26 protein-coding genes are annotated in these 23,419 nt (G+C 69.7%); 11 read left to right on the top strand and 15 right to left on the bottom strand.

The genetic code is table 11. The features are described from left to right. Positions 1-67: 67 nt before the first annotated feature. Positions 68-505: a VOC family protein gene (locus tag ACJMNC_RS14175; RefSeq protein ID WP_408948607.1), complete on the top strand. Its 438-nt coding sequence runs from the start codon at positions 68-70 to the stop codon at positions 503-505. Positions 506-542: 37 nt separating this feature from the next. After that, positions 543-1,538 (top strand): sigma-70 family RNA polymerase sigma factor, encoded by a 996-nt coding sequence (locus ACJMNC_RS14170; protein ID WP_408948606.1) that lies wholly within the window; start codon positions 543-545, stop codon positions 1,536-1,538. Between the two features lie 65 nt (positions 1,539-1,603). Here ACJMNC_RS14170 and ACJMNC_RS14165 read toward each other — a convergent pair whose 3' ends face one another. From ACJMNC_RS14165 to echA20, 5 genes are read right to left on the bottom strand one after another with little or no spacing between them, the layout of a single operon-like run. Next, on the bottom strand, positions 1,604-1,921 hold the full coding sequence (locus ACJMNC_RS14165; protein WP_408948605.1) for a helix-turn-helix domain-containing protein: 318 nt from the start codon (positions 1,919-1,921) through the stop codon (positions 1,604-1,606). Positions 1,922-1,969: 48 nt separating this feature from the next. Next, entirely contained in the window at positions 1,970-3,064 is a 1,095-nt protein-coding gene (locus ACJMNC_RS14160) for an NAD(P)H-dependent flavin oxidoreductase (protein WP_408948604.1), read from the bottom strand. Then, positions 3,061-3,813: a CoA-transferase subunit beta gene (locus tag ACJMNC_RS14155; protein WP_408948603.1), complete on the bottom strand. Its 753-nt coding sequence runs from the start codon at positions 3,811-3,813 to the stop codon at positions 3,061-3,063. Before ACJMNC_RS14155 ends, ACJMNC_RS14160 begins: the two co-directional genes overlap by 4 nt. Next, entirely contained in the window at positions 3,810-4,706 is an 897-nt protein-coding gene (locus ACJMNC_RS14150) for a CoA transferase subunit A (protein WP_408948602.1), read from the bottom strand. Before ACJMNC_RS14150 ends, ACJMNC_RS14155 begins: the two co-directional genes overlap by 4 nt. Then, positions 4,706-5,464, bottom strand: a complete 759-nt coding sequence (gene echA20, locus ACJMNC_RS14145; RefSeq protein WP_408948601.1) for a (7aS)-7a-methyl-1,5-dioxo-2,3,5,6,7,7a-hexahydro-1H-indene-carboxyl-CoA hydrolase — start codon at positions 5,462-5,464, stop codon at positions 4,706-4,708. The genes ACJMNC_RS14150 and echA20 overlap by 1 nt, the downstream gene beginning before the upstream one ends. A 58-nt stretch (positions 5,465-5,522) precedes the next feature. On the opposite strand from echA20, the gene ACJMNC_RS14140 reads away from it, so the two are divergent. From ACJMNC_RS14140 to ACJMNC_RS14130, 3 genes are read left to right on the top strand one after another with little or no spacing between them, the layout of a single operon-like run. Beyond that, positions 5,523-6,302 (top strand): SDR family oxidoreductase, encoded by a 780-nt coding sequence (locus tag ACJMNC_RS14140; protein WP_408948600.1) that lies wholly within the window; start codon positions 5,523-5,525, stop codon positions 6,300-6,302. A 30-nt stretch (positions 6,303-6,332) separates the two neighbouring features. After that, complete coding sequence (locus ACJMNC_RS14135; protein ID WP_408948599.1) at positions 6,333-7,229, top strand: SDR family oxidoreductase; 897 nt, start codon at positions 6,333-6,335, stop codon at positions 7,227-7,229. Continuing rightward, positions 7,216-7,590 (top strand): hypothetical protein, encoded by a 375-nt coding sequence (locus ACJMNC_RS14130; RefSeq protein WP_408948598.1) that lies wholly within the window; start codon positions 7,216-7,218, stop codon positions 7,588-7,590. Before ACJMNC_RS14135 ends, ACJMNC_RS14130 begins: the two co-directional genes overlap by 14 nt. A 136-nt stretch (positions 7,591-7,726) precedes the next feature. Here the strand turns inward: ACJMNC_RS14130 and ACJMNC_RS14125 are convergent, their stop codons facing one another. After that, a complete protein-coding gene (locus ACJMNC_RS14125) occupies positions 7,727-8,383 on the bottom strand; it encodes a GNAT family N-acetyltransferase (protein ID WP_408948597.1) in 657 nt (218 codons plus the stop codon). A gap of 151 nt (positions 8,384-8,534) precedes the next feature. Between ACJMNC_RS14125 and fadD8 the strand changes: the two genes are divergently transcribed. Then, entirely contained in the window at positions 8,535-10,145 is a 1,611-nt protein-coding gene (gene fadD8, locus ACJMNC_RS14120; protein ID WP_408948596.1) for a fatty-acid--CoA ligase FadD8, read from the top strand. Positions 10,146-10,200: 55 nt separating this feature from the next. Here the strand turns inward: fadD8 and ACJMNC_RS14115 are convergent, their stop codons facing one another. Beyond that, entirely contained in the window at positions 10,201-10,677 is a 477-nt protein-coding gene (locus ACJMNC_RS14115) for a group III truncated hemoglobin (protein ID WP_408948595.1), read from the bottom strand. A 94-nt stretch (positions 10,678-10,771) separates the two neighbouring features. On the opposite strand from ACJMNC_RS14115, the gene ACJMNC_RS14110 reads away from it, so the two are divergent. Next, positions 10,772-11,626, top strand: coding sequence for a fructosamine kinase family protein (locus tag ACJMNC_RS14110; protein WP_408948594.1), 855 nt, complete (start codon positions 10,772-10,774; stop codon positions 11,624-11,626). 215 nt (positions 11,627-11,841) lie between these two features. Beyond that, on the top strand, positions 11,842-12,756 hold the full coding sequence (gene thpD / locus ACJMNC_RS14105; RefSeq protein WP_408948593.1) for an ectoine hydroxylase: 915 nt from the start codon (positions 11,842-11,844) through the stop codon (positions 12,754-12,756). Positions 12,757-12,847: 91 nt separating this feature from the next. Here thpD and ACJMNC_RS14100 read toward each other — a convergent pair whose 3' ends face one another. Both ACJMNC_RS14100 and ACJMNC_RS14095 read right to left on the bottom strand, forming a co-directional pair. Beyond that, on the bottom strand, positions 12,848-13,327 hold the full coding sequence (locus ACJMNC_RS14100; protein WP_408948592.1) for a nitroreductase family deazaflavin-dependent oxidoreductase: 480 nt from the start codon (positions 13,325-13,327) through the stop codon (positions 12,848-12,850). A gap of 2 nt (positions 13,328-13,329) precedes the next feature. Continuing rightward, on the bottom strand, positions 13,330-14,493 hold the full coding sequence (locus tag ACJMNC_RS14095) for a steroid 3-ketoacyl-CoA thiolase (protein ID WP_408948591.1): 1,164 nt from the start codon (positions 14,491-14,493) through the stop codon (positions 13,330-13,332). Between the two features lie 180 nt (positions 14,494-14,673). Here ACJMNC_RS14095 and ACJMNC_RS14090 point away from each other — a divergent pair, with 180 nt between their 5' ends. Beyond that, positions 14,674-15,945, top strand: a complete 1,272-nt coding sequence (locus ACJMNC_RS14090) for a cytochrome P450 (protein ID WP_408948590.1) — start codon at positions 14,674-14,676, stop codon at positions 15,943-15,945. Continuing rightward, positions 15,932-16,399 (top strand): nuclear transport factor 2 family protein, encoded by a 468-nt coding sequence (locus ACJMNC_RS14085; protein ID WP_408948589.1) that lies wholly within the window; start codon positions 15,932-15,934, stop codon positions 16,397-16,399. The genes ACJMNC_RS14090 and ACJMNC_RS14085 overlap by 14 nt, the downstream gene beginning before the upstream one ends. Positions 16,400-16,475: 76 nt before the next feature. On the opposite strand, the gene ACJMNC_RS14080 is transcribed toward ACJMNC_RS14085, so the two are convergent. From ACJMNC_RS14080 to ACJMNC_RS14065, 4 genes are all read right to left on the bottom strand, one after another. After that, on the bottom strand, positions 16,476-16,904 hold the full coding sequence (locus ACJMNC_RS14080; protein WP_408948588.1) for a DoxX family protein: 429 nt from the start codon (positions 16,902-16,904) through the stop codon (positions 16,476-16,478). Positions 16,905-17,058: 154 nt separating this feature from the next. Next, positions 17,059-18,231: a thiolase domain-containing protein gene (locus ACJMNC_RS14075; protein ID WP_408948587.1), complete on the bottom strand. Its 1,173-nt coding sequence runs from the start codon at positions 18,229-18,231 to the stop codon at positions 17,059-17,061. Continuing rightward, positions 18,231-19,274 (bottom strand): thiolase domain-containing protein, encoded by a 1,044-nt coding sequence (locus ACJMNC_RS14070; protein WP_408948586.1) that lies wholly within the window; start codon positions 19,272-19,274, stop codon positions 18,231-18,233. The genes ACJMNC_RS14075 and ACJMNC_RS14070 overlap by 1 nt, the downstream gene beginning before the upstream one ends. Beyond that, positions 19,274-20,269, bottom strand: a complete 996-nt coding sequence (locus ACJMNC_RS14065) for a Zn-ribbon domain-containing OB-fold protein (protein WP_408948705.1) — start codon at positions 20,267-20,269, stop codon at positions 19,274-19,276. Before ACJMNC_RS14065 ends, ACJMNC_RS14070 begins: the two co-directional genes overlap by 1 nt. A 163-nt stretch (positions 20,270-20,432) precedes the next feature. On the opposite strand from ACJMNC_RS14065, the gene ACJMNC_RS14060 reads away from it, so the two are divergent. After that, positions 20,433-21,470: an LLM class F420-dependent oxidoreductase gene (locus ACJMNC_RS14060; protein WP_408948585.1), complete on the top strand. Its 1,038-nt coding sequence runs from the start codon at positions 20,433-20,435 to the stop codon at positions 21,468-21,470. A gap of 138 nt (positions 21,471-21,608) precedes the next feature. Here ACJMNC_RS14060 and ACJMNC_RS14055 read toward each other — a convergent pair whose 3' ends face one another. Together ACJMNC_RS14055 and ACJMNC_RS14050 are read right to left on the bottom strand one after the other, a co-directional pair. After that, entirely contained in the window at positions 21,609-22,421 is an 813-nt protein-coding gene (locus ACJMNC_RS14055; RefSeq protein ID WP_408948584.1) for an endonuclease domain-containing protein, read from the bottom strand. A 162-nt stretch (positions 22,422-22,583) separates the two neighbouring features. After that, positions 22,584-23,405 (bottom strand): crotonase/enoyl-CoA hydratase family protein, encoded by an 822-nt coding sequence (locus tag ACJMNC_RS14050; protein WP_408948583.1) that lies wholly within the window; start codon positions 23,403-23,405, stop codon positions 22,584-22,586. Positions 23,406-23,419 lie beyond the last annotated feature (14 nt).

Below are 23,419 nucleotides of genomic sequence, written 5' to 3'. Positions count from 1 at the left end.
GCAATCTCTTCGACCGGTTCGGCGTCATGTGGGCGCTGTCCGTGGACGCCTGAGGGGAGTGGGGACGATGAAGCACGCGATGATCTTCGTGAATCTGCCGGTCGCCGACCTGGCGGCGTCCCGGGCCTTCTTCGAGGCACTCGGCTACACCTTCGACGAGCGGTTCAGCGACGAGAACGCCGCCGGGCTGCTCCTCGGTGACACCCAGGTGGCCATGCTGCTGCGGCGCGACTTCTACCAGACCTTCGTGCCGGATAAGCAGGTCGCCGATGCGCGGTCGGCCAGCGAGGTCCTGGTCTGTCTGTCCGCGGAGAGCCGGGACGAGGTGGACGCGCTGGCCGATGGCGCGGTGGCGGCGGGAGCGAGCGCGGGACGGACCGAAGACCACGGATTCATGTACGGTCGCTCGTTCGACGATCTGGACGGGCACACGTGGGAGATCATGTGGATGGATCCGGCCGCCGTCGAGGCGGGGCCGGAGGCCTACGCCGCCGGGCAGTCCTGAGCGGCGACCAGCAGATCGGACGGTGGAGGTGGTCACGGTGACCGGAGACGGTTCGCGCGCGCAGACGGACGAGGTCACGCGCGACTTCGAGTCGGCGACCGCCCCGCTGCGCGCCGAGCTGCTGGTGCACTGCTACCACCTGCTCGGCGCGGCGACCGACGCCGAGGACGTGGTGCAGGAGGTGTACCTGCGGGCCTGGAAGGCCTTCCACCGCTTCGAGGGCCGCTCGTCGGTACGCACCTGGATGTACCGGATCGCCACCAACGCCTGTCTCGACGCGCTCGCCGGCCGGGCCCGCCGGCCGCTGCCGGTGGGCCTGGGCGGCCCGGCCTCGGATCCGCAGGTGCCGGTGGTGGCCGACACCGAGACGCTCTGGCTCCAGCCGCTGCCCGACGCGGCGGTGAGCGCGGCCGCCGGGGACGTCGCCGACCAGGTGGCGCGGACCGAGACGGTCGGACTGGCGATGGTGGCGGCGCTGCAGGAACTGCCGGCCCGCCAGCGTGCGGTGCTCAGCCTGCGCGAGGTGCTGGCCTTCAGTGCGGCCGAGACCGCCGCCATGCTGGACATGACGGTGCCGGCGGCCAACAGCGCTCTCGCCCGGGCGCGGGCGAGCATCGGCGACGGCGTCGCGCAGGGACGGCGGGTCAGTGAACTGTCCGACCGTGAACGGGCGGTGTGGGACCGGTTCTGCTCGTCGTTCGCCCGGCACGACGTCGACGGGGTGGTGCGCATCCTGGCCGAGGACGCGATCTGGGAGATGCCGCCGTTCCCCGGTTGGTATCAGGGGGCCGAGCAGATCGGTCAGCTGACCCTCAGCCAGTGCCCGGCGCAGCATGACGGCGACCTGCGGCTGATCAAGACGAGCTGCAACGGGCAGCCCGCCACCGGCATGTACCTGCGCGACGACGATGTCTGGCATCCGTTCCAGCTGAACGTGCTGTCCTTCTCCGCCGCCGGCGAGCTGGTGCACGTCGGGGCCTTCTTCGAACCGGAGCTCTTCCGGCTGGCCGGGCTGCCCGAGGTGCTGACCTGAGCTGACCGGACTCTCTGTGGGCGATCGTGATGCTGGTCACGATCGCCCACAGAGACCGCACTGCGTCAGACGTCGTCCTCGGCGACGGGGCCGCCCTCGTCCTCCCAGGTGTCGATCATGGTCACGGCAGTACGGGTGAACTTGCGGCGCACCCCGACTCCGCCGTTCTCGTCCTCCGGGACGAAGCGGGCGCCGAAGTAGGTGAGTGCGTCGGTGAGCTGCTGGATCTCGCCGGCCGAAAGGGTGTCGCCGCCCTTCTCGTACTTGCGCACCGCCTTGGTGTCGAGGCCGGCGCGGCGGGCCACCGTACGCACCGAGACCTGGCACAGATGGCGCGCCGCGCGGGCCAGGGAACCGTCCATGTGGAATTCGATCGCAGGCATGGCCCCAGCCTCTCATGTTCTGCCTCCGGAGGGGCGAACGCCGACGGGTCAGGGGGCGGCGGTGAGGGCGCGAAGCGACCCGAGCCGGGCGTGCGCCTGACTCATGATCGACTCGATCAGTTCGGCGCAGCTCGGCAGATCCTCGATCATGCCGACCACCTGGCCGGAGGCGAGCACCCCGGCGTCGGTGTTGCCGTCCACCAGCCCGGCCTTGAGCAGCATCGGGGTGTTGCCGGCCATGATGATCTGCTGCCAGGTGCGCTCACCGGACTTTCGCATGGTCCGGCCGTCGCGCAGCATGGTGGTCCACTTCATCCCGGTCAGCTGCTTGAACTCGTTGGCGTTGCGGGCCGCCGCGGCCAGCGCTCGGACCTTGGAACCGCTCTCGAGCGCGTTCACCAGTTCGGTGCGCAGCACCCGGTGCGGCATGCCGTCGACCTTCGTCGAGACCACGGTGTCGGCCAGCCCTCGCTGCAGATACTCCTGCTTGACGCTCTCGGGCACCGCCGAATCGCTGGTCAGCAGGAAGCGTGTGCCCATCGCGACGCCCTCGGCGCCGTAGGCCAGGGCCGCGACCAGTCCGCGGCCGTCGAAGAAGCCGCCGGCCGCGACCACCGGAATGGAGGTCTGCCCGTCCGGGCCGCCGAGCGCGTCGATCACCGACGGCAGCAGCAGCGAGGTGGCCACCCCGCCGGTGTGCCCGCCGCCTTCGCCGCCCTGCACGATCACCGCGTCGGCGCCCCAGGAGGCCACCTTGACGGCGTGCTTGGCCGCTCCGATCGACGGGATCACCACGATCCCATGGTCTTTCAGCTTCGCGATCAACTCGGCCTTGGGTGCCAGCGCGAACGAGGCCACCTTGACCTTCTCCCGGATGAGCAGATCGATCCGCTCGCCGGCGTCGGTGGCGTCGGCACGCAGGTTCACCCCGAAGGGCTTGCCGGTCAGCGACTTGGTCTTGGCGATCGCCGCCTCGAGCTCGGGATAGGTCATCGTCGCCGAAGCGAGGATGCCCAGCCCACCGGCCTCGGCGGTCGCGGCCGTCAGCCGCGGGCCGGACACCCAGCCCATGCCGGTCTGCACGATCGGGTACTCGATCCCGACGAGATCGGTGAACCGGGTACGCAGAGCCGGGGCGGTCACGACTTCACCTCGCGATCGCGCACACTCTTCGGGTCGAGCACCTCGCGGATGATCCGCAGCTGCTCGGCCGTCGGCTCGGCGGTGACCGGTGCGCTGTCGAGTTCGGCCACCGGGAACGAGGTGTTCTCGGCGACCTCGTCCGGGGCGACACCCGGATGCAGCGAGCGCGCCCGCATGCTGTGGGCCGGTCCGTCGAAGTCGAAGACGCCCAGATTGGTGACCACCCGGTGGATGTTCACCCCGTCGAAGGCGGGGTTCTGCTCGTCGACCTTGTCGAAGCCGATGCCGGCGACGATGTCCACCTCGCTGAAGACCCGGGCGCTGTGGCGGCCCACCCAGTAGCTGGTGGCGTGGTTGATGGTGTTGCCCGGGGCGCCGCGCACCCCGAACATCTGCCGGGTGGGATGCTGCAGCGGGCCGAAGGCCGACAGGTTCTGATTCCCGTACCGGTCGATCTGGTTGGCGCCCATCACCACGTGCCGACGGCCGCTCGCGACCACGTCGAAGACCTTGCGGAAGGGCATCCAGCCCTCGATCGGTCCGGTCGCGCCGATGGCCGGAGTGTCGGCCAGGATCAGTGCCTCGCCGTCGGTGATGAGCAGGTCCGGTTCGGTGGTCAGCCGCGCCAGCCGGGCACCGAGCAACGGCACCGGCGCCATCGGCGAGGCCATGATCTCGCCTGCGCCGGAGAAGATCTCGGCGCAGGCTGCCACGCAGTACTCCGCCCTGGTGATGTCTGTCGCACTCACTGCTGCTGCTCCTGTTCGGCCTGCCACCTGGTCACTTCGCGCTGATATGCGGCCTCGTCGACGTCCAGGAAACGCTCCTTGAACGACGCCCAGGCCTGCTCGTCGGCGGCCGAAGCCGCATAGAACTTCTGGAACGCCTCGTCGCGGCGGTACTCGCCGGCGAAGGTGAAGTGCGCCCCGTTGGGCGTGTGCACCACGCGGTCGACGTTCATCCGGCTGATGAGCAGCTTCTCCCGCGGCACCGCGGCCACCAGTTCCTCGGTGGACACCAGCCGGTCGGCCTCGAGGTACCGGCGATCGGCGGCCGCGAGGTAGAGGTCGTCGAAGTACGGATCCACCCCGGTGTAGGCGGCGTTGCCGCGGTCGTCGGCCAGATCCAGGTGCACGAAGGCGGCGTCCAGGCGCAGCGCGGGCATGGCGACGAGGGTCTGGGTGCGCCCGTCCGGATCCGGATACGGCGACTGCACGGTCTGCAGCTCGCCCTCCCAGAAGTTCAGCACGTCGGAGCCGAGGCCGGCCCGGATCGGCAGGAAGGGCAGTCGGGCGGCGGCGGCCTCGAGTCCGCACTTGACCATGCCCTCGTCCATCTCGCGTGCCTCGATCACCCCGCCGGTACGGGCCTTGGCGAACCACGGATCGTAGAAGGGGGCCGAGTCGAGGGAGACGAATCCGTAGTAGGCGCGCTTGACCTTGCCTGCCGCGCAGAGCAATCCGAGATCGGCGCCGCCGTAGGTGACCACGGTCAGATCGGTGATCGAGGAGCGGGCCAGGGCGCGCACCAGGGCCATCGGCTTACGCCGCGAACCCCAGCCGCCGATGCCGATGGTCATGCCGTCGGAGAGTTCGGCGATCACCTCGTCGAGCGTCGAGGTCTTGTCGTGTCCGGCCATCATCAAGCCCCTTTCGGTTTGCCGGTCTCGACGAAGGCATCGCGATGCTCGTCGGCCACCCCGGCCAGGTTGAGTTCGTAGGTGTACCGCTGCTCGAGCAGATAGCTGCGTTTGACGTCCACCGGGTCGATGTTGTTGATGGCGGCCTTGGCGGCGCGGATCACCCGGGTGTCCTTGGCGGCGATCAGGGCCGCCACCTCGCGGGCGGTGGCGAGCAGCTGCTCGCGCGGCACCACCTTGTACACCGAGCCGAAGTGCTCGAGCTGCTGCGCGGTGACGTTCTGCGCGGTGAAGTACAGGGTGCGCATCAGATGCTGGGGGACCAGGCGGGCCAGGTGGGTGGCGGCCCCGAGGGCGCCGCGGTCCACCTCGGGCAGGCCGAAGACGGCATCGTCGGAGGCGACGATCACGTCGGCGTTGCCCACCAGCCCGATTCCGCCGCCGACGCAGAAGCCGTTGACGGCGACGATCACCGGGACGGCGCAGTCGTAGACCGCGGAGAAGGCCGCCGCGCAGCCGCGGTTGGCGCCGATCAGAGCGTCGAAGCCCTCGGTGGCCTGCATCTCCTTGATGTCCACGCCGGCGTTGAAGCCCCGTCCCTGCGCGGTGAGGATCACCACGGAGGTGCGCGGGTCGTCGCCGGCGTCCAGGATCTTCTCGGCCAGTTCGAACCAGGCGGCGCTCGGCAGCGCGTTCACCGGCGGGAAATCGACGGTGACGGTGACGATGCCCGCGTCATCGCGGGCGGTGGTGATCGGCACTCGCAGCTCCTTCCAGAGTCGCCCAAGCAAATGCTTGGTTGTTTGGTAGGGTAGCACCATGACTGATCCGGTGCACACAAGCCTCGACCTGGGCCTGCAAGGGCAGATCGTGCTGGTCACGGGCGGTGTTCGCGGAGTCGGCGCGGGTATCGCCGAGGTGCTGGCCGGACTCGGGGCCCAGCCGGTGGTCTGCGCCCGCCGGACCGACGGTGCACGGTGGCCGGCCTATGCGTGCGATGTCCGCGACCCCGACGCCGTGGCGGGCATGCTCGAGCAGATCGTCGCCGAGCACGGTCGCCTCGATGCGGTGGTGAACAACGCCGGCGGCTCACCGTTCGCGCTGGCCGCCGACGCCTCCGCCAACTACTCCGCCAAGATCGTCGGCCTGAATCTGCTGGCACCGCTGGCGGTGGCCACCGCCGCCCATGCGGTCATGTCCGGCCGGCCCGGCGGCGGTGCCATCGTGAACATCTCCAGCGTCAGCGGTCACCGGCCCTCGCCGGGCACCGCCGCCTACGGCGCGGCCAAGTCCGGACTCGACAATCTGACCGCCAGTCTGGCCGTCGAATGGGCGCCCGACGTCCGGGTCAACTCGGTGGTCGTCGGGCCGGTGCAGACCGAACTCGCACACCTGCACTACGGCGACGAGGAGGGAATCGCCGCCGTCGGCGCCACCATCCCGATGGGCCGGATGGCGCTGCCGTCCGATGTCGGCCACGCGGTGGCCTTCCTGCTCTCACCGCTGGCCGGTTACCTGACCGGATCGTCGATCCTGGTGCACGGCGGCGGCGAGAAGCCGGCCTTCCTCGATGCGGCGAACGCCGGGAACGCGACCTGACACACTCACTCGACAAGAAAGCGAAAAACCTTGAGCACCAAGATCAATGAAGGCCGCATCGTCATCGTCACCGGCGCCGGCCAGGGTATCGGCGCCGCCCACGCGCAGGCCTTCGCCGCCGACGGGGCGAGGGTCGTGGTGAACGACTACGACGCCGAGGCCGCCGCCCGCACCGTCGCCGCGATCACCGACGGCGGCGGCACCGCCGTCGCGGCGGTCGGCGATGTGGCGGACTGGGCCACCGGCGAGCGGATCGTCGCCACCGCGGTGGATGCCTTCGGTGGCCTGGACGTGCTGGTGAACAACGCCGGCTTCCTGCGCGACCGGATGCTGCTCTCTATGAGCGAGGAGGAGTGGGACTCGGTGGTGCGGGTGCATCTCAAGGGGCACTTCGTCATGCTGCGCCACGCCGGTGCGTACTGGCGCGCGGAGTCCAAGGCCGGCCGCAGCCCGGTCGCGAGCATCGTCAACACCTCTTCCGGCGCAGGCATTTTCGGTTCGGTGGGCCAGGGCAACTACGCCGCGGCCAAGGCGGCGATCGCCGAGCTGACCATCCAGGCGGCCACCGAACTCGGCGGTTACGGTGTCACTGTGAACGCGATCGCGCCGTCGGCGCGGACCCAGATGACCGTCGGTGCCGGCGGCGAGATGGCGGAGCGGATGGCCGCACCCACCGACGGTTCCTTCGACGTGATGAACCCGGCGAACATCTCGCCACTGGTGGTCTGGCTGGGCTCCCCGCAGGCCCGTGAGGTGACCGGCAGGCTCTTCGAGGTGGAGGGCGGTACCGTCACGGTGCTCGACGGCTGGCAGCGCGCGGCGTCGGCCGACAAGGGCGCCCGCTGGGAGCCCGCCGAGCTGACCGGCGTGGTGCCCGGGCTGATCGCCGAATCACCGGTGCAGGTGAAGGCATATGGCGCTCGGTGACGCCGACCGCATCGCGGCAGCGCGGGCCTACGTCGATGCGCTGGTCAGCCACGACATCGCCGGGGTCCGGGTGCATCCGGCGTGCACCCGCACCGAACTCGGCGTACGCACCGGTCGCAACGGCGCGCACATCCTGGCGAGTCTGCAGCGCGGACCGCAGTTCCGGCTGATCCACGCGATCAGCGGCTTCACCGCCGAGGTGGACGACGAGGGAACGGTCCGCACCAGCTATCACGTGCACGTGCGGCCGAAGGCGCTGGGTCTGGCCGCCACGGTGATCGAGAGCTTCGAGGTCGACGACGACGGCCGGCTCACCGCCATCGTCGCCCGCTTCTCCGCCCCGCACCGCCGACCGCTCTGAGACCCGGGCGGGCGCGGCACCCGGCGCGCCGCACGATTGAGGCCCCGCTCCGGCGGGGCCTCAATCAGGCGGTGTTCAGGCGCCCGGGTGTTCAGGCGCTGGGAATCCAGGCGCTGGGAATCCAGGCGCTGGGAATTCAGGCACTGGGCGCGCGCACCACCATCGGCACACCCGGGAAGTGGGCGGCCATCTGGGCGCGCGAGCGGCGCAGCGCAGCGGTGCCGTAGCCGCGCTTGCGGGCCTGCGGCCGGATCCAGATCCGCACGTCCACTTCGCCGCCGTGCAGTTCGCCGAAGACCAGGCCGATCTTGGCGTCGCCCTCGACGGCGACGAGCCAGACGGCGTCCTCGGAGTCCACGCGCTCGACGCCTTTGGCGATCTCCTCGCTGACCTCGCCGGCCGGTGCACCCGAGCCGTCGGCCGCCACATGCAGTTCCTCGGTGCGCTCGGCCAGGATGTCGGCGTCCTCCGCGGCGGCGAACGGCCGCAGGTCGACGGCATCGTCGGTGCTCGCCGGACGCTCGGACGCGGTGAAGGGGATCTCCGCATCGAGATCGGCGAGTGCCTCCTGGTTCTTGCGCCGTTCGTCCTTGGTGAGCTGATGCAGTGACATGTTCAGCACCGCATCGACGCCGATCGGCGACTTGCCGAGCAGCGTGGCGATCGCCTCGACGGCGGCCTCGCGGTTCTCGGCGTCGACGATCACGTCGAGCACCTCGTGGCGCCGCTCGAGCGCGGTGAGCAGAGCATCGGTGATATCGCGTCGGGCGGTTGCCTTGTCCACATCAGTCATAGCGCCGATGGTAAGCGCGTTCCGGACGGTGCGCAGGCTACCGATCGGTCTACCCACGGGTATGACATCTGATCGTCACAGTGGGACGTCGTGACCCCGGTTCCGGCCGGAACTCTTTCCAGGAAATAGAACACGTTCTAGTGTGTAGGTCATGAGTGAAACCACACCTTCCTCGCACCTGCGCACCGGTGTCCACCTCGGCGACCTGATGGTCGCCGCGCTTGCGCGCCACGCCGATTCACCCGTTCTGCAGATCGGTGAGGTGGCCCTGACCGGTAGGCAGATGGCCGACGAGATCAGCCGCTACGTCCAGGCCTTCGAGGCCAACGGCGCCGGTACCGGCACGGCGGTGGGCCTACTCGCGCTGAACCGCCCCGAGGTGCTGCTGGTGATCGGTGCGGGTCAGACGCAGGGCTGGCGGCGTACCGCGCTGCACCCGCTCGGCTCGCTCGACGACCACGCCTATGTGCTCTCCGATGCGGGCGTGCAGACCCTGGTGATCGACCCGGTGCCCGCCTTCGTCGCGCGGGCCCGGGCACTGCTGGAGAAGGTCCCCGGGCTGACCACGGTGCTCACCCTGGGACCGGTCCCGCCGGAGCTCGCCGACGTGGGGGTGGACATCGTGGCCGCCGCGGCGCAGTATCCGGCCGCGCCGCTGACCGCCGCCGTGCTCGAGCCGGATCACGTCGTGTCGATCACCTACACCGGCGGCACCACCGGCAAGCCCAAGGGCGTGATCGGCACCGCGCAGGCCATGGCCACCATGACCCAGATCCAGCTCGCCGAGTGGGAGTGGCCGGACCGGCCGCGCTTCCTCATGGCCACCCCGCTGTCGCACGCCGGGGCCGCATTCTTCGTCCCCACCCTGATCAAGGGCGGAACGATGGTGGTGCTCGACAAGTTCGACCCGGCCAAGGTGCTCGAAACCATTGAGCGGGAACGGATTACCGCGACCATGCTGGTCCCGTCCATGCTCTACGCGCTGCTCGACCACCCGGACGCGAAGACCCGCGACCTGAGCTCACTCGAGACCGTCTACTACGGGGCCTCGCCGATCAACCCGGTGCGGCTGGCCGAGGCCATCGAGCGTTTCGGGCCGATCTTCGCGCAGTACTACGGACAGTCCGAGGCGCCGATGGTGATCAGCTATCTGCGGCGTGACGAACACGATCCGGCGCGGCTGTCGAGTTGCGGACGGCCGTCGGCCTTCCTGCGGGTGGCGCTGCTGGACCCCGAGGGGCGGCCCGTCGCGCAGGGCGATCCCGGCGAGATCTGCGTCTCCGGTCCGCTGCTCGCCGGCGGCTATCTCGGCCTGCCCGAGCAGACCGCCGAGACCTTCGCCGGCGACTGGCTGCACACCGGCGACGTCGCCCGTCAGGACGAGGACGGCTTCCTGTTCATCGTCGACCGCACCAAGGACATGATCGTCAGCGGCGGCTTCAATGTCTTCCCGCGTGAGGTGGAGGACATCGTCGCCGAGCACCCGGCCGTCGCTCAGGTGGGTGTGGTGGGCACCCCCGACGACAAATGGGGTGAGGCGGTCACCGCGGTGGTCGTGCTGCGCGAGGACGCCGACCAGAGCGAAGCGGGCCGGGCGGCGATCACCGAACAGATCCAGGCCAGGGTCAAAGAGGTCAAGGGATCGGTGCAGTCGCCCAAACAGGTTCTGTTCGTCGACGCGCTGCCGCTCACCGCGCTCGGCAAGCCCGACAAGAAGGCACTGCGCGCCCGGTTCTGGACCGGTGAGCGGGCCGTCGGCTGACGGCGCCGAGAAGCACCGTCGGCCGAGGCCTTCGGGAACCGTCTGCCGGCGGGGCTCAGCGGGTGCGTTCGCTGAAGGCGCCGGGCCGGTGGGCACCCAGTGGTGTGCCGTTCGCTTCGAGCAGCGCGCCGATCGCCTGCGGGACCTCGCCGGTCACCGTCCGGCACATGGAGAACGCGATGCGCGAGCCCTGCAGCTTGGCCAGATCGGCGTGCGGGCCGCTGTAGTGGTCGTCGACGGTGGCGTGCCACAGGGCGAGCCAGCGTTCGAAGTGCCGCGGCTGCAGGTGCGCACGCTCGTGCAGTTCGCGATGCGGGGTCAGCACGTTCCGGCGGTACCGGCCCTCGTGCAGAATCACCTTGGCCCAGAAGTCCGTGATGTCGGGGATGTGGACGGACAGATCCATCCGGGCGATGTCGACGAACACCGGCCGCAGCAGTGCATCGGCGAACGCACGGCGGTAGAAGTCGTCGAGCAGCACCGTGATGTCCTCGCGGTCGGCGAGGTCGGGCAGATCCGGGCGGATGTCCACGATGCCGACGGTACGCGCGCCGCGGGGGAGCGGTGAAGGGCCTTGCGACCCGCTTCGGCCGCGTCGTCGGCGCCCGCGCGGCATGATCGACGGTATGAGTGGCGAGAGTCTGCCCTCCGACCTGATCGACGGGCTGCGGGTGCGGTCGGCGCGGCCCGTCTCCGGTGGTGACATCGCCCGGGCGTACCGGTTGGAGACGCCCGACGGGACGCTGTTCCTCAAATGGCGCCCGCAGGCGGCTCCCGGACTGTTCGAGCGGGAGGCGCTGGGTCTGCGTGCTCTGCGGGCGCACGCGAGCGGACTCGGCGTGCCGCAGGTGCTGCGGTCGAGTCCGTCCGGGCTGGTGCTCGAGTGGATCGAGGCCGGGCCCGGCTCGGCGGGCGCCGACGAGGACTTCGGGCGCGCGCTGGCCGGCCTCCATCGGACCGCCGGCCCGGCGTTCGGGGCACTCGACGGCGGGCGCACCGGCTATCTCGGTTCGCAGCCCGTGGATCTGACGCCGACCGGCGACTGGCCCGAGTTCTACCGGGACCGCCGGCTGAGACCGCTGATGCGCCGGGCCGTGGAACTGGGCCGGCTGCCGGAGTCGGCGATGGGGCTGCTCGAGTCGCTGGACGCGCGCGAACTGTGCGGGCCGGCCGAACCGCCGGCCCTGGTCCACGGCGATCTGTGGGCCGGGAACCGGATGGTGGACGTCCGCGGCCGCAACTGGCTGATCGATCCGGCCTCGTTCTGGGCGCACCGGGAAGTGGATCTGGCGATGATGGCGCTCTTCGGCGGCTTCGGGGCCGGCGCCTTCGCCGCCTACGACGAGACCTTCCCGCTCGCGGACGGCTGGCGGGACCGGGTGGACTGGTATCAGCTGGCGCCGCTGCTGGTGCACGCCGTGCTGTTCGGCGGCGGTTACGGCCGCCGGGCGCTGGCTGTGGTGCAGAGCTACGCGCGCTGATCTGCACCCATTGCAGTTGGTGTGGGGCTGCGTAGACTCGCATCAGGTGGGCCTGTCCGCGCAGGCCCCGTTGCGGCGCGTACCGGACCCGTGGTGAGTTCCGGACGATTCTTCCTCGCGGCCGCCGGGGTGTGCGGCGGCGCCACCTGAGCCGTCGGCAGTCAGTGCTTGCTTCGCTGTGCGGCGGCTCGCGATGACAACAGAAGATCGGCCGAATGCCGAATGAGGGAAAGGATCTTCCGATCGTGACAACTCGCAGCGCAACTCGACCAGTCGATGTGTACCGCACCCGACTGAACCATCGCAGCCAGATCGAGCCGCGGCCGCACCCGGTGGTGTGGGCGGACGGCGCCGCCGGTCCGCTGAACCGCACGCAGCTCAGCGCGTACGACGAGCGCGGCTATCACACCGCCGAAAACGTCCTCTCCGCCGACGACATCGCGACCACGATGGCGCAGGTGCAGTCCGTCGTCGACCGGCTCGGGGACGACGAGCGCATCATCCGGGAGGCGAGCGGCGGTGCCGTGCGCTCGGTGTTCGCCGTGCATGAACTCAGTGAGGCCATCGCGGAGATCTTCGCTCGGGAGGAGATCGCCGGGGTGGCCCGGCAGATCCTCGGCGAGGACGTCTACATCCACCAGAGCCGGGTGAACCTCAAGCCGGGTTTCGCCGGTGGACCGTTCTACTGGCATTCGGACTTCGAGACCTGGCATGCCGAAGACGGCATGCCGGCGCCGCGGGCGCTCAGCGTCTCGCTGGCGCTGACCCCCAACTATCAGACCAACGGGGCGCTGATGATCATTCCGGGATCGCACCGCCGGTTCGTCAGCTGCGTGGGGAGCACCCCCGACGGCTATCACGAGGAGTCGCTCAGCTCCTACCGGCCGCCGTTCGGCACTCCCGAGGAGGAGGATGTGACGGCGCTGGCCGCCGACCACGGCATCGACCTGATCACGGGCCCGGCCGGCTCGGCGCTGTACTTCGACTCCAACTGCATGCACGCCTCGGCCGGCAACATCTCTCCGGACCCGCGCAGCAACCTGTTCGTGGTGTTCAACGCGGTGTCCAATGCGCTCGAGGAGCCGTTCGGCGCCGAACGGCCGCGCCCGCGCTACCTGGCGCATCGGTGACGTCGCGCAGCCGCGGGCCGGCCGACGGCAGCTGACCGCACGACGCCGGGGCCGGTACCGCCGGGCGGTACCGGCCCCGGCGTCGAACCGGTCAGCGGGGCTCGCAGATCACCACGGGGATCTCACGATCGGTCCACGCGTCGTAGGTGTCGAAGTCGGCGTAGAGCTCGGTGAGCCGTGGCCACAGCGCAGCGCGCTCCTCGGGGCCGGCGGTCCGGGCGCGGTAATCGGCTGTCCGCGAACCGATCTGGATAGTCACCTGCGGCTCGGCCACCAGATTCAGGTACCACGCCGGGTTGCGGGCCAGACCGCCCTGCGAGGCGACGACGACGATGCGCTCGCCGTCGCGCAGGTAGAGCAGCGGCGCGGTGCGCGGCTGCCCGGACCTGCGGCCGACGGTGGTCAGCAGGCACACCGGCACCGGCTTGCGCAGGCCGGCGCCGATCCGCCAGGTACCGCCGAGCCGGCCGCCGGTCAGCGCATAGAGCCGGGCGTTGAACCGGGAGCCGAGCTTGATGATCCGCGCGACGATCGGCGAGTCGAGCTGGTCCGGGCGCGCCGCCGGATCCATGATCAGATCCGCTCGATGATGGTGGCGGTCGACAGCGCGCCGCCGGCGCACATGGTGATCAGCGCGGTCTGCCGGTCACTGCGTTCGAGCTCGTGCAGGGCGGTGGTGATCAGCCGGGATCCGGTGCTGCCCACCGGATGCCCGAGCGCGATCGCGCCGCCGTTGACGTTGACCTTGTCCATGTCCGCGTCGTGGACCCGCGCCCAGCTGAGCACCACCGAGGCGAAGGCCTCGTTGATCTCCACCACGTCGATGTCGGTCATCGACATCCCGGAGCGCTCGAGCACCCGCTCGGTGGCCTGGACCGGTCCGTCGAGGTGGTAGTACGGCTCGGCGCCGACCAGCGCCTGGGTCTTGATCCGGGCGCGCGGGGTCAGGCCCAGTGCGCGGGCCTTGTCCTCGTCCATCAGCAGCACCGCGGCGGCGCCGTCGGAGATCTGCGAGGAGTTGCCGGCGGTGTGGATGCCGCCGTCGATCACCGGCTTGAGCTTCGCCAGGGATTCGGCGGTGGTCTCGCGCAGCCCCTGATCGCGGGTCACGTCCAGGGTCTGGCCGGTCGGCTCGCCCTCCTTGGTCCGCTCGGGGGCCTTCATCGACAGCACTTCCCGGTCGAAGCGCCCTTCCGCCCAGGCCCGCTGCGCGTTCTGCTGGCTGCGCAGGCCCAGTTCGTCGACGTCCCGGCGGGTGATCCCGCGGCGCCCGGCGATGCGCTCGGCGGCTTCGAACTGATTGGGCATGTCGATGTCCCAGGACTCGGGGCGCCGCGGCCCGGCGTCGGTGCCCACATTGGCGCCGAGCGGCACATGCGACATGCATTCGACGCCGCAGGCCATGCCCACGTCGACCGCGCCGGTGGCGATGAGCCCGGCGATCAGGTGGTTGGCCTGCTGGGCCGACCCGCACTGGCAGTCGATCGTGGTGGCGCCGGTCTGCCAGGGCAGGCCGGCGTGCAGCCAGGCCGTCCGGGTGACGTTGTTGCCCTGTTCGCCGACCTGCATGACGGCACCGCCGATGACCTGTTCCACCTCGGTGGCCGGGATGCCGGCCCGCTCGAGGACCCCGCTCTGCGCGGCGCCGAGGATCTCAGCCGCGTGCAGCCCCGACAACCAGCCGTTGCGCTTGCCGATCGGAGTGCGTGCCGCTGTGACGATGACCGGTGTACCCATGGAAATACCTCTTTCGTTGCGCGGCCGCGGGGAACGGCCATGAGACAAAACTAGAACATGTTCTTGTCGCCGTCTAACTTGTGTGGCACAGTGAGCAATGACACACAGTGAAACAAGTTCTCGTTTTGTGGGTGCCAGCCCCGGAAACGTGTGAGAGATGAAGGTGGAGGCGTGACACAGATGACGCAAAGTGTCCCGGCGACCGACGCTGCCGAGCAGTGCCCGTTCATGAAACAGGAGGGCTGGGACTTCACCGACCCGTTCCTGCTCGAGAAGGGGCTGCCGGTCGCGGAGTTCGCTCAGCTCCGGAAGACGGCCCCGGTCTGGTGGAACGCCCAGGCGCCCGGCAAGGGCGGCGGCTTCCACGACGGCGGCTACTGGGTCGTCTCGCGGCACCAGGACATCCGTGACATCTCCAAGAACTCCGAGGACTGGTCCGCGGCGGAGAACGGCGTGATCATGCGCTTCGAGGACGACATGGGCGCCGACGAGATCGAGATCACCAAGGCGCTGCTGATCAACCACGATCCGCCCGAGCACACCAAGATGCGCAAGATCGTGTCGCGGCTGTTCACCCCCAAGGCCGTGCACGCCCTCGAGGAGAAGCTCGACGCGGCGGCGCGCAAGATCGTCAGCGAGGCGGCCGAGGCCGGTTCCGGCGACTTCGTCTCCCAGGTCGCCGTGGACCTGCCGCTGATGGCGATCGCGGATCTGCTCGGTGTGCCGCAGGTGGACCGGATGAAGCTCTTCGAGTGGTCCAACTCGATGATGAACGCCGACGATCCGGACTTCCCGATGGACCCGAAGATGGCCAACGCGGAGATCCTCGGTTACGGCTACACCATGGCCGAGGATCGGCGGAAGTGCCCGGCCGACGACATCGTCACCAAGCTGGTGACGGCCGACATCGACGGCGAATCGCTCGACGAGACCCAGTTCGGCTTCTTCTTCATCCTGCTGGTGGTGGCCGGCAACGAGACCACCCGCAATGCGATCAGTCACGGCATGAACGCCTTCCTGAACAATCCCGACCAGTGGGAGCTGTTCAAGAAGGAGCGGCCGGCCACCGCGGTGGACGAGATCGTGCGGTGGGCCACACCGGTCAACTGCTTCCAGCGGACCGCGCTGCGCGACATGGAGATCGGCGGCCAGCAGATCGCGAAGGGGCAGCGCGTCGGCCTCTTCTACGGCTCGGCGAACTACGACGAGGACGTCTTCGACGACCCGTTCAGCTTCAACATCATGCGCGATCCGAACCCGCACGTCGGATTCGGCGGCAACGGCACGCACTTCTGCATCGGGGCCAACCTGGCCCGCATGGAGATCAACCTGATGTTCAACGCGCTGGCCGACCTGGTGCCCGACATCTCCCGGCTCGGCGAGCCGGTGCGGCTGCGGCACGGCTGGATCAACGGCATCAAGGATCTCCAGGTGGACTATGGCACCAAGTGAGGCCCCAGTGACTGACGATCGCACGCCGGCGTATCTGAACATCGACCGGGAGAACCATCCCGCGGTGCTCGCCGGCCGGCGTTCGCGCGAGGCCGTGCAGGCCCGGGACAAGGAGGCCTGGCTGGCGAACTTCTCCGCCGACGGCAGTGTCGAGGACCCGGTGGGGCCGTCGATGTTCGACGAGGAGGGCGTGGGTCATCGCGGCCCGCAGCAGCTCTCGGAGTTCTGGGACAAGACCATCGGCACCACGGAGAAGATCGACTTCGTCTTCGACCGGGAGATCATCTGCGGCGACGAGGTGGCATACATCGGCACCATCGTGACCAGGATCGCCGGACACATCTCCGAGGCCCAGGGCGTCTTCACCTACAAGGCCGACGCGGACGGCAAGCTCGCCGCGCTGCGGGCCTTCTGGGAGGTCGAGGCCACGATGAACTCCCTGCGGCCGGCCTGACGGCCCCCGAGTCACTCGACGACTCTGCCCCCGCGCGATCGCGGGGGCAGAGTCGTCGTTCGGGTGGGTCCGATGCTCAGCCGGCGTCGACGGATTTCCGCTTGCGCAGGCGCAGCACGTTGCCGTCCACCGAGAGGACGCCCTGGTCGGCGACGCCGACGGCGATCAGTCCGGCGATGAGGGCCAGCGGCAGTTCGAAGCCGCCGATCAACGGCTGGTCGATGTGAGCGATGAAGATCGCGCCGATCATGTCACCGATGAGGATCAGCGCCACCAGAGGCGTGGCCAGACCGACGATCAGCAGACCGCCGCCGATCAGCTCGGCGAGCGCAGCCAGCCAGGCTGAGAAGGTGGGTGCCGGAGCGCCCATCGCCTCGAAGCCGGCGGCGGTGGCATCCATGCCGTTGGTGACCAGCTTCTGCCAGCCGTGGGCGAAGAAGATGATGCCCAGGATCACCCGGGCGGCGGTGACGGCCAGGGCCTGGCCGGAGTGCAAGCGGGACATCGACGGTCTTCCTGTTCGGGGGGTCGGACCTCGTCGACATTAACCGGACTGCGGTCCGGTAGCAAGCGGGGTGGTGCAGCTAACACTCGATCGGCTCCGTCGCGGCGCGGGCCGTGACGGAGCCGATCGGGCGAGTCGGTGGATCGGGGCGGGGCTAGGGCTTCTCGGCCCCGACCAGCCACATGGAGAAGTACTGCGAGCCGCCGCCGTAGGCGTGCCCGAGCGCCGTGCGGGCGTCGGGGACCTGGTGGTCACCGGCCTTGCCCATCACCTGGATGGCCGCCTCGGCGAAACGGATCATTCCGGAGGCGCCGATCGGATTGGAGGAGAGGACGCCGCCGGAGGCGTTGAACGGAATCCGGCCGCCGATCTCGGTCTCGCCGGCCTCGGTGAGCTTCCAGCCCTCGTTCTCTGCCGCGAAGCCCAGATTCTCCAGCCACATCGGTTCGAACCAGGAGAACGGCACGTAGACCTCGGCGGCGTCGATCTGGTTGAGCGGATCGGTGATGCCGGCGGCCTTCCACAGCGCCGCGGCCGCATCCCGGCCCGCCTGCGGACTCACCACATCGCGATGTGCGAAGTTCAGCGGTTCGGTGCGCATGGCGGTGGCGTGGATCCAGGCGACGGGCGTGCCCTGTGCCACGGCCGCGTCGGCCACGTCCTCGGCGCCGATGACCACGGCGCAGGCGCCGTCCGACGACGGGCAGGTCTCGTCGAAGCGGATCGGATCCCAGAGCATCTGGGACTGCATGATCTTCTCCACCGTCATATCCGGCTGGTGCAGGTGTGCCAGCGGATTCAGGGCGCCGTTGCGGCGATCCTTGGCGGCCACGATGGCGCCGATGTGCTCGGGTGCGCCCGAGCGGCGGATGTAGGCGCGCACATGCGGGGCGAAGAAGCCGCCGGCGCCGGCGCCGACCGGTTTGGTGAACGGGACCGGAATCGACAACGCCCACATGGCATTCGACTCCGACTGCTTCTCCCAGGCTACGGCCAGCACCCGCTTGTGCAGTCCGCCGAAGACCAGCGAGGCGCCCACATTGGCAGTGGTGCCGCCCACCGAGCCGGCGGTGTGCACGCGGATCAGCCGCTTGCCCACCGCGCCGAGCGATTCGGCCATGGCGAACTCGGGGATCATGGTGCCCTCGAAGAGATCCGGCGCCTTGCCGATGACGATGGCGTCGATCTCGTCCATCGTCACCCCGGCGTCGGCGAGGGCCTTGTCGATGGCCTCCCGGCACATGCCGGCCATCGTCACATCGTGCCGTTTGGCGACGTACTTGGTCTGTCCGGTGCCCAGTACCGCGGCGCGGTTCCTGCTGCCCATCAGTTCTGTCCTTCCGCCGCGGAGCTCAGAGTGACCACCATGTTCTGCTGCAGCAGCGGTCCGCCGGCGGCGTGGGCGACCGCGGTGCCGGCCTCGCCGCTCAGAATGGCGTGAGCGGCGTAGCCGATGCGCTGCAGGCCCGCCGAGAACAGCGAGTTGCCGGTCAGGGCGCCGCCGGACGGATTGATGCGCACCGAATCGGGAAGCCGCAGAGCGTTCTTCACGATCAGCTCCTCGTGCGTGAAGGCCGCCTGGATCTCGGCCACGTCCACTGCCCGGGACCGGTCGCCGAAGGCGGTGTCACCGGCCAGCGCCGTCGACGGCGAGACCGCCAGGTCGCGGGCGCCGAAGTTCGGCGAGTCGATGCGGTGATCCCAGCCGGTGATGAACGCCGGATTCGCCACCAGCTCGCGAGCACGGTCGGCCGTCGCGATCACCACGGCGGCCGCCGCGTCGGTGAACGGGGCGATGTCGTGGGCGCGCAGCGGGTGATAGCGGTAGTCGGCGGCGAGCAGCTCGTCGACCGGCGTGCCGGTGGTGCGGGCGGCGACCGCGGCCATGTCGGCCTCGGAGAAGGCGCCGGCGTCCAGTCCGGCCCGCGCCTGCAGGGCGCCGAGGGAGTGGCTGTGCGGCCACAGCGGGGCCACCGTGTACGGATCTGTCTGCATGGACAGGGTCAGGTCGACGTCCGAGGCCGAAGACTTGCCGAATCCGTAGGCCAGAGCCAGGTCCACCTCACCGGAGGCGACCTTGGCGTAGGCCTCGTACAGCGCCCAGGCGCCGTCCATCTCCACATGCGATTCGTTGATCGGCGGCATGGCGCCGATCGAATCGACTGCCGAGATGAACGAGAAGGCGCGGCCGGCCAGGTAGTCGGAGGATCCGCTGCACCAGAAGCCGATGTCGGTGCGCTCGATGCCCAGCTGCGCGTACAGCTTCTCGAAGCAGGGGATCAGCATCTCCACGCCGTTGGTGGTGCCGTGGGAGCCGACCACGTTGGGGCTGTGCGCGAAGCCCACCACAGCGATCTCGGGAACGGTCATCACACGTACTCCTGGTAGCTCTGGTAGTCGGCGTCCGGTTCGCCGGTCGGCCGGAAGTGGCTGATATTGCCCATCGAGTGCTCCCACTCGTCTTCAGGCAGCCACACCGCCTGCACCCGCATACCCATCCGGACCTCGTCCGCCGGGCAGTCCAGGATCAGGTGTAGGAACGGGATGTCGGTGCCGTCGAGCAGCACGTAGGCGGCCACGTACGGCGGTGTGATGCGCTGTCCCTGGAAGGGCACGTTGACGATGCAGAAGGTGGTGACCACGCCGGTATCGGGCAGTTCCAGAAACTCGGCGGAGGGGGCGCCGTCGGCCGGACTCACATCGCGCGGCGGGAAGTAGACCCGGCCCTCGTCGACACCGGAGGCGATCCGGTTGCCGATCAGCTTCCCGGCCTTGATGCCTTCCAGGAAGACCGATTCGGCGGCGGCGGCCGAGTGGGTGATGGCGGTGGTGATCGGGGTGGTGACCACCACGCCGGCGCTCTCGTCGGCCGGGAGCTCGGCGGTGTTGGCCGGCACCGCCGCCGGGGCGTCACCGGGAACGAAGTGAGCGATGTCGGTGATCAGTCCGGTCCGCACCGGACGGAACTCGGCGCGCACCCGCATGCCGGTGCTCATGTGGTCGGGGGAGTCCACGGCCACCGCGTGCAGCAGGGCGGTGTCGGCGCCGTCGAGCCGGATCAGCGCCCAGGCGAACGGGCGGTCCGCCGGCTGCGGGTCGGCCGGTTCGGGCTGCCAGGTCCAGGTGACCACGGTCCCCACCGGGGCCACCTCGACGAGGTTCTCGGTGGCGGCCAGCGTGTGCGGATCGAACTCCACCGGCGGGACCGAGACGGTGCCGTCACTGTTCTTCGAGCCGAGGATGCGGCCCTCACGCAGAGCCAGGGCGAACTGGCTGAGGACCGGCCCCAGCGAGCGCGTGTAGCCGAAGGTGTTGACCAGCGGTGCGGACAGAAGAGTTGTCGACGGCTCCGGGACGGTCGCCACCGGAGAGGCGGCGGCATCGGGCGTGGATGAACTGTGGCTCACAAAATTTGAGTAGAACACGTTCTAGTATTGGGCGCAAGGTAACAGGCGACAACGCCTACACAGGTGCCGAACATGTTTCATCGGGAACGATGCTCGGCGTTCGACGCAAGCGAGGTGTGCCATGAAACTGGGTCTGCAGCTGGGCTACTGGGGGGCCGGTCCGATCCCCGACGCCCCGGAGCTCGTCGCGGCGGCCGAACAGGCCGGCTTCGATGCGGTGTTCACCGCGGAGTCGTGGGGGTCGGACGTCTACACGCCGCTGGCGTGGTGGGGTGCGGCCACCGATCGGCTGCGGCTGGGCACGGCCGTCGCCCAGCTCTCGGCGCGCCCGCCGACCTCGCTGGCCATGGCGGCACTGACCCTCGACCACCTCTCCGGCGGCCGCCACATCATCGGGCTGGGCGTCTCCGGACCGCAGGTGGTGGAGGGCTGGTACGGGCAGCCCTTCGGCAGGCCGCTCGCCCGGACCCGTGAATACGTCCAGATCGTCCGCGAGGTGCTGGCCCGGGAGGCGCCGGTGACCAGCAGCGGACCGCACTATCGGTTGCCTCTGCCCGCCGGCGCGCCGGGTGTCACCGGACTGGGCAAGCCGCTCAAGCCGATCACCCATCCGCTGCGCGCCGACATCCCGATCTGGCTGGGTGCGGAGGGGCCGAAGAACGTCGCGCAGACCGCCGAGATCGCCGACGGCTGGCTCGCGATCTTCTTCACGCTGCGGCTGGCCGATCAGTACAACGCCTGGCTCGACGAGGGTTTCGCCCGGCCCGGTGCCCGGCGCAGCCGCGCGGACTTCGAGGTGGCCGCCACCGTCCAGGCCGTCATCACCGAAGACGTCGCGGCGGCGGTGGAGCGGTACCGCCCGTCGACCGCGCTGTATGTGGGTGGGATGGGGGCGAAGGAGAAGAACTTCCACGCCGAGCTGTACACCCGGATGGGGTACGGCGACGCGGTCGAGGAGATCGGGCGGCTGTTCCAGTCCGGCCGCAGAGCCGAGGCCATCGCCGCCGTCCCCGACGAGATGGTGCGGGAGACCATGCTGGTGGGTACCGAGGCCGAGGTCAGGGCTCAGATCGGGCAGTGGGAGGCCGCCGGGGTGACCATGCTGATGGTCACCTGCCGCGACGCCGACACCATCACCCGGCTCGGCACCATGGTCTGAGGAGGCGCCGGTGGCGCACGCCGGCGGCGGTGCGCCGGTCTCCGGCGTACACCAGAGTTCCCGCTGACGGGCACCGTCGACCCGGCCGCGATGGTGTCCGCGATGGGGAACTCTCCGGTCGTGCTGCCCCGGTGCGGCTCAGTGCCGACGGAGATGTGCGCGCCGGCGGACGAGGTCGAGGATCACCCCGTTGCAGCGTTCCCAGTAGTCGGTGATCTGGCGGCTGGTCAGGTGCAGGGTCAGATAGCCGAGAGCGAGAGCGGCCTGATCCCGCCGCCGGTCGTTCTCGAAGGCGGTGCGGTCGCCGTGGTACTCCCAGCCGTCGGTCTCGATGATCAGCCAGCGGACCACCAGCAGGTCCACCCGGCCCACGCCGTCGATCGGCACCTGCAGCCGGGTGCGGATGTTCTGGCTCTGCAACCGGAGCCGGACCATCGTTTCGAGCCCGTATGCGGCGCGGCCGTCGCACCGGTCGAGTGCCTGCTGGACGGTCGCGGGGGTGTCGCGCAGGGTGTGCTCGATCTCCTCGCGGGACAGCAGGCCCTGGTTGAGCATCGAATCGGCGACCACCACCAAGCCTTCGGCGTCGAGGCAGCGTGCGGCGTATTGCAGGGCGGTCGGCAGATCGTCCACCGCCCCGGATTCGGGCTCGGGGCGGCCGTACCGGCGACAGTAGCGCTCCGGGTGCCGACGGACGGCGGAGACGTTGCCGCGCACATGGAGGTGCGGATCGTCGGGAACCCAGACGCCATGCCGGCGCAGCGCCGAGACACAGCTCAGGACACCGCCGGCCCGGACCGCCGAGACCTCGTCGGGGTGCGCGGCGCCGACGGCGTACCAGCCCGAGCGGAGTCTGACGGCGGTGCCGGCCCGTACGGCCCGGTTCAATTCGGCGCGACGCAGCCGGGTGCTCAGGACCCGATGCGGATAGACCCCCGGTTCGATCTGCATGCCCGAGGACTGTGCTGCCCGGGCGCCGGAGTGTCCAGGGCGTTGTCCACAGGCACACCGGAAGGCCTACCGGAAGGTTCCCCCGAGCGCGTGCCGTCGACGTGGGATCGATGGCGCGGGCTCGGGGGACTCTGCGGTACGGGAGGGGTTACGACGGTGGGATCACTCGCCGGTGAAGACCGGCTTCTGCTTCTCGGCGAAGGCGCGCGGGCCCACCTTGGCATCCTTCGAGGCGAAGACCGCGGCACCGAGCTCGGCGTCGATCTTGAACGCCTCCTCCTCGTGCAGTCCCTCGCTGTCGCGGATCGTCTTGAGGATGGCCTGCACCGCCAGCGGACCGTTGGCGGCGATCTGATCGGCGATCTCGAGTGCTCGGTCGAGTGCCGTGCCGTCCGGGACCACGTGGCCGATCAGGCCGTACTCCTTGGCTTCGGCGGCGGTGATGTGCCGGCCGGTGAGCAGGATGTCGGCGGCGATCGTGTACGGAATCTGCCGCACCAGCCGGACGGCGCTGCCGCCGAGCGGGAACAGGCCCCACTTGGCTTCGGAGACACCGAATTTCGCGCTCTGTGCGGCCACCCGGATGTCGGTGCCCTGCAGGATCTCGGTGCCGCCGGCGATCGCCGGTCCCTCGACCGCCGCGATCAGCGGCTTGGTCAGCCGGCGGCCCTTGAGCAGGGCCGGCATCCGGGTCAGATCCCAGCCGCCTTTGGCGAACTTGTCGCCGGGAGCGGACTTGTTCATGTTCTTCAGATCGGCGCCGGCGCAGAAGTAGCCGCCCGCGCCGGTCAGGACGGCCACCCGGATGTCGGGATCGTCGTCGACCCGGTCCCAGGCCTCTTCCATGATCCGCATCATCTCGGTGGAGAGCGCATTGCGCGCCCGGGGGCGGTTCATGGTCACGATCAGGGTGTGGCCGCGCTTCTCCACCAGGCATTCGGGCGCATCGCCGGTGGCAGTCTCCAGATCTTCGGTGACGGTCATCTCGTACCTCGCGT

It is taken from the genome of Gordonia sp. VNK21, from assembly GCF_046098115.1.
Lineage (GTDB): Bacteria > Actinomycetota > Actinomycetes > Mycobacteriales > Mycobacteriaceae > Gordonia.
The sequence above is the reverse complement of the archived record's forward strand: the minus strand, read 5'-3'. Positions and strand labels throughout refer to the sequence as shown.

Coding starts and splice junctions, on each gene's coding strand:
- ACJMNC_RS14095 (WP_408948591.1), bottom strand. CDS start 14,493: ATGGGTACACCGGTCATCGTCACAGCGGCACGCACTCCGATCGGCAAG.
- ACJMNC_RS14125 (WP_408948597.1), bottom strand. CDS start 8,383: ATGACTGATGTGGACAAGGCAACCGCCCGACGCGATATCACCGATGCT.
- ACJMNC_RS14075 (WP_408948587.1), bottom strand. CDS start 18,231: ATGGGCAGCAGGAACCGCGCCGCGGTACTGGGCACCGGACAGACCAAG.
- ACJMNC_RS14140 (WP_408948600.1), top strand. CDS start 5,523: ATGACTGATCCGGTGCACACAAGCCTCGACCTGGGCCTGCAAGGGCAG.
- ACJMNC_RS14080 (WP_408948588.1), bottom strand. CDS start 16,904: ATGTCCCGCTTGCACTCCGGCCAGGCCCTGGCCGTCACCGCCGCCCGG.
- ACJMNC_RS14100 (WP_408948592.1), bottom strand. CDS start 13,327: ATGGATCCGGCGGCGCGCCCGGACCAGCTCGACTCGCCGATCGTCGCG.
- ACJMNC_RS14110 (WP_408948594.1), top strand. CDS start 10,772: ATGAGTGGCGAGAGTCTGCCCTCCGACCTGATCGACGGGCTGCGGGTG.
- ACJMNC_RS14130 (WP_408948598.1), top strand. CDS start 7,216: ATGGCGCTCGGTGACGCCGACCGCATCGCGGCAGCGCGGGCCTACGTC.
- thpD (WP_408948593.1), top strand. CDS start 11,842: ATGCCGAATGAGGGAAAGGATCTTCCGATCGTGACAACTCGCAGCGCA.
- ACJMNC_RS14165 (WP_408948605.1), bottom strand. CDS start 1,921: ATGCCTGCGATCGAATTCCACATGGACGGTTCCCTGGCCCGCGCGGCG.
- ACJMNC_RS14090 (WP_408948590.1), top strand. CDS start 14,674: ATGACGCAAAGTGTCCCGGCGACCGACGCTGCCGAGCAGTGCCCGTTC.
- ACJMNC_RS14085 (WP_408948589.1), top strand. CDS start 15,932: ATGGCACCAAGTGAGGCCCCAGTGACTGACGATCGCACGCCGGCGTAT.
- ACJMNC_RS14055 (WP_408948584.1), bottom strand. CDS start 22,421: ATGCAGATCGAACCGGGGGTCTATCCGCATCGGGTCCTGAGCACCCGG.
- ACJMNC_RS14060 (WP_408948585.1), top strand. CDS start 20,433: ATGAAACTGGGTCTGCAGCTGGGCTACTGGGGGGCCGGTCCGATCCCC.
- fadD8 (WP_408948596.1), top strand. CDS start 8,535: ATGAGTGAAACCACACCTTCCTCGCACCTGCGCACCGGTGTCCACCTC.
- ACJMNC_RS14050 (WP_408948583.1), bottom strand. CDS start 23,405: ATGACCGTCACCGAAGATCTGGAGACTGCCACCGGCGATGCGCCCGAA.
- ACJMNC_RS14175 (WP_408948607.1), top strand. CDS start 68: ATGAAGCACGCGATGATCTTCGTGAATCTGCCGGTCGCCGACCTGGCG.
- ACJMNC_RS14150 (WP_408948602.1), bottom strand. CDS start 4,706: ATGATGGCCGGACACGACAAGACCTCGACGCTCGACGAGGTGATCGCC.
- ACJMNC_RS14070 (WP_408948586.1), bottom strand. CDS start 19,274: ATGACCGTTCCCGAGATCGCTGTGGTGGGCTTCGCGCACAGCCCCAAC.